This window comes from Flavobacteriales bacterium (assembly GCA_013214975.1).
In the GTDB taxonomy this organism is placed as follows: domain Bacteria; phylum Bacteroidota; class Bacteroidia; order DT-38; family DT-38; genus DT-38.
In genome coordinates, this window is the sequence record JABSPR010000413.1 from 1 (window position 1) to 2,641 (window position 2,641).

General features: G+C 33.1%; 4 protein-coding genes. 2 read left to right on the forward strand and 2 right to left on the reverse strand.

All coding sequences use genetic code 11. The features are described from left to right. Nucleotides 1–669, reverse strand: a 669-nt coding sequence (cobA, locus tag HRT72_12875) for a uroporphyrinogen-III C-methyltransferase (GenBank protein NQY68599.1), incomplete at its 3' end; no start/stop codon positions are given. 77 nt (nt 670–746) lie between these two features. Further along, nucleotides 747–1,232: a hypothetical protein gene (locus HRT72_12880; GenBank protein ID NQY68600.1), complete on the reverse strand. Its 486-nt coding sequence runs from the start codon at nt 1,230–1,232 to the stop codon at nt 747–749. Nucleotides 1,233–1,703: 471 nt separating this feature from the next. Between HRT72_12880 and HRT72_12885 the strand changes: the two genes are divergently transcribed. Beyond that, a complete protein-coding gene (locus HRT72_12885; protein ID NQY68601.1) occupies nt 1,704–2,402 on the forward strand; it encodes a hypothetical protein in 699 nt (232 codons plus the stop codon). Nucleotides 2,403–2,457: 55 nt separating this feature from the next. Further along, a partial coding sequence (locus HRT72_12890; GenBank protein NQY68602.1) for a hypothetical protein occupies nt 2,458–2,641 on the forward strand: 184 nt, incomplete at its 3' end.

Genomic DNA, 2,641 nt, shown 5'->3' on the forward strand with positions numbered 1-2,641 from the left:
ATTATTCTTTGATTCTTCTTCTATAGTATCTAAGGAGTAAGTAATTGTCTTTTGATTTTTTCTAGAAACATTGGAGATGGCAGTTACAAATATCTTTTCTGAATCGCATACAGCCTTAAGTCGTGATACTACAGTATTAAGAGACTTATATCCCATGTACATGCAGAGATTACTACCTGCTTTCAAAGTATTAGCCATATCGTCAATTTGACTTTGATCACTGTCAATGCTATAACCAGTACAGAATAGAATAGACTTTGATTTACTCCTTTCCGTTAATGGAATCTTTAATAAGCTCGCGCCTGCAATACCTGCTGTAATGCCAGGTACGACTTCAAAGTCTATCTGATGCTTAACAAGGAATTTAACTTCTTCAGCACCTCTTGCAAATACAAATGGATCTCCCGACTTTAATCGAACGACCGAACTCCCATTGTTATGGTGTTTAAGCATTAAGTTATGTATATCTATCTGTCGCTGCTCTCTTGGAATCGTGTCTCCAGATCTTGTACCAACATATATTTTGTTTGCAGTAGATGGGATTAAAGAAACTATTTCGTCTGATATTAGACTGTCGTATAGAACAATATCTGCTTCTTTTAAAAGTCGGAATGCTTTAAGAGTTAATAAATCAGGGTCTCCAGGACCAGCTCCTACAAGATATATCATTTAATAAATGGTAATTGTGTTACGCATCAAAGGTAATTATTTATCGAATTGTAAAGTTTTAGTGAGATAGTAGATACTTATACTGTATACACTTCAAAGACAGGTCCTTGGTTAATGTTGAACGCCTGCTTTGATTTTTGAGGATAAATAAAATTACTTTCAGAAATAGAAGATTCTTCTAGACCTTCTTCTTTTAGCAATGATATCATCTCGCTTATGTGCGCCATTATTGATTTTAAATTAGGCGGAAATAAGCTGAATTGGAGCTCGCAATAAATAGAACTTGGTGTCCAGGCAAACTGTGTTTTTATAGAATTTCGAATATTTTTTTCTTCGTTCATTTTACGCATTCTGCTAGCATATTTCTTCATACGCTCTTTAATCGATAATTTTTCTTTTTTGTAAGCAATCTCAATCCAAATAGCAGGTCTGCTATCAAAACCAGTTTTTTCATTAAACCCTATACTGATAGAATAGTTATCAATCTTTCCTTGATAAAATCTTTCTTCTGTGATGTGAAAGCTGAATTCAAGTAAGCTAGTGAGAGGTCTTTTGTAAAGCATCTTGTCCAGACTATTTAGATCAGAAGAATTCCCCCTAGTCCAAAAGTTTATTGATGATATTCCTAACCTGTTTTTTACTAATTATTATCGCTTAATTAGATCCTTCACTGATTACTATCCTTGATAAATTAAGTTTCCCTAGTTTTAAATTAGAGTTTCTACATATTATAAGTAAACCTACTTAATATTAATCGTTGCAATAATTATTCCTACTGATTGGGAGGTAACTAGTTTATACTTAGCGGTGTACTATAGATGCATTACATATAAGGGGTAAGAAACACTCAAACGATCAAGATCTAGGATTAAAAGAATACGTATTTGAACACCTTGTACTTGTAATATATACTGTTTGAAATTTCTATGTAAGATTTATCTATTTTATGGTAACTCTTTGGATGTTTACGCGTTCAATTGTTTGACATTTATATTATACAAAGTGAGCAAGTTATAATTTGTAAAGGTAATTATATGAAAACGAGAAAAAGAGGATCTTACTTGTTAGGAAAATACAAGGTTATATCAGTGTCCAATCAAGTATTAGGTTATGGGCAATATGGTAACTTTTTAATTGATCCTTTGAAGAGGGACGAGAAATTGATAGAAGTAAAGAAACGGATCGGCATTGAGGAAATCATGTATGTGACTACTAGTAATCGTGAATTATTTGTGCTGTTTTCTGAAGAAGAAATAGATACTGATTATTTAAATAAGTTTTTCAATTGTTTTAAGGATACCTTATCTGCAACAGAATTATCTGAAATTAAAAGTGATAGCTATCACCTTTCTGGAAGAAGAGCTATTTCTCATGTTTTATGCGTAGCCAGTACTATGGATTCAAGAGGCTATATTGAAAGGGGAATAGTGAAGGCTTTCATTAACTCTTTGGAGATGTCTAATCATGCCGACGTAAGCGGTAACGGATTAACATTACTTATCGACAGGGCAGCTGAGACGGCCAATATGGTATTTACGAAAACAGATATACTAAAGAATAGACCGACTTTTGATCCTACCGGAAAAGTCAAATATGGAATTAATGAGGCTGCACTCCATAAGAATAAGTGGGTGAAAGCAATAAAGATCGTAGAAGAATACGTAAATGAATTTGAAACAAGCATCAAAGGAATGAGAAAGATAAAAAGTTTGGAAGAATACGCAGCTGCGTAGATATTCAGGCTTTGAAATGAATTTTCTAAGTAATTGATTTAAAAAAATAAATTAGATGGATACACTTAAAAAATTCAACGCATACATTATATATGGTGTTGCAGGAGCGTTAGGAGGACTATTTTACTGGAATTACGTTGGTTGTTTAGATGGCGACTGTATAATTGCTTCGAGTGCATTTTTAAGCTCGATGTATGGAATGGGTATCGGATTATTTGCAACAAACTCTTTAAAGGATA